This is a genomic window from Pseudomonas agarici, from assembly GCF_001543125.1.
Lineage (GTDB): Bacteria > Pseudomonadota > Gammaproteobacteria > Pseudomonadales > Pseudomonadaceae > Aquipseudomonas > Aquipseudomonas agarici.
This window is the reverse complement of the sequence record NZ_CP014135.1, coordinates 3237219-3238113: the sequence shown is the minus strand read 5'-3', so window position 1 is coordinate 3238113 and position 895 is coordinate 3237219. Positions and strand designations below refer to the sequence as shown.

The window sequence follows — 895 nt, the reverse complement described above, 5'->3', positions numbered from 1 at the left end:
ACGCCCTCGGCCGGTTGCTGGAGGAACAGAGCGCAGCCGGCAGCTTGCAGCATCACTACGACGAACTGGGCAACCTGAGCCAGACGCAGCTACCCGATGGCCGCTGGCTCAATCGGCTGTATTACGGCAGTGGCCACCTGCACCAACTCAACCTCGACGGCGAGGTCATCAGCGACTTCGAACGCGACCGCCTGCACCGCGAGCTTTCGCGCACCCAGGGGCAACTCAACACCCGCAGCGAATACGACCGGTGCGGACGCCTGCGCTCACGACAACGCCACCCGACCCATTATCCCGTGATACTGGCGCCCGCCCGACAGAAATACTTCGAATACGATGTCCTCGACAACCTGATCCTCCGTGACGAGCGCGACAAAGACCAAAAAATCCGCCGCGACCAACACCTGCACTACGACGCCACGGACCGAATCATCGCCACCCAGGAGAACCCACGGGGCCATAGCGAAACCTTCGCCTACGACGCCGCCGCCAACCTGCTCAACGGCCAGCAACAGAGCGCGGGACGGGTGCTGCACAACAAACTGCTGACCTATCAGGACAAACGCTATCGCTACGATGGCTTTGGCCGCATGATCGAAAAACGCAGCGCCAGCCACCGCGTACAACGCTTTGCCTATGACGCCGAACACCGCCTGATCGAAGTCCACAACCAGGACGGCGCCCGCGAAACCGTGGTGCGCATGACCTACGACCCGCTGGGTCGGCGCATCGGCAAGACCGAACACAACCACAACGGCTATTTGCTGGGCGAAACCCGTTTTACCTGGGATGGCTTGCGGCTATTGCAGGAACACAAGAATACCCAAACCAGCCTCTACCTGTATGTCGACGAAGGCTATGAACCACTGGCGCGGGTCGATGGCCTCGGCGACGT

The 895-nt window shown here is 61.3% G+C and carries 1 pseudogene; it reads left to right on the top strand.

Going from position 1 to position 895, the window contains the following annotated elements:
- A pseudogene (locus AWM79_RS14150) lies at window positions 1-895 on the top strand (RHS repeat-associated core domain-containing protein); the annotation flags it as partial.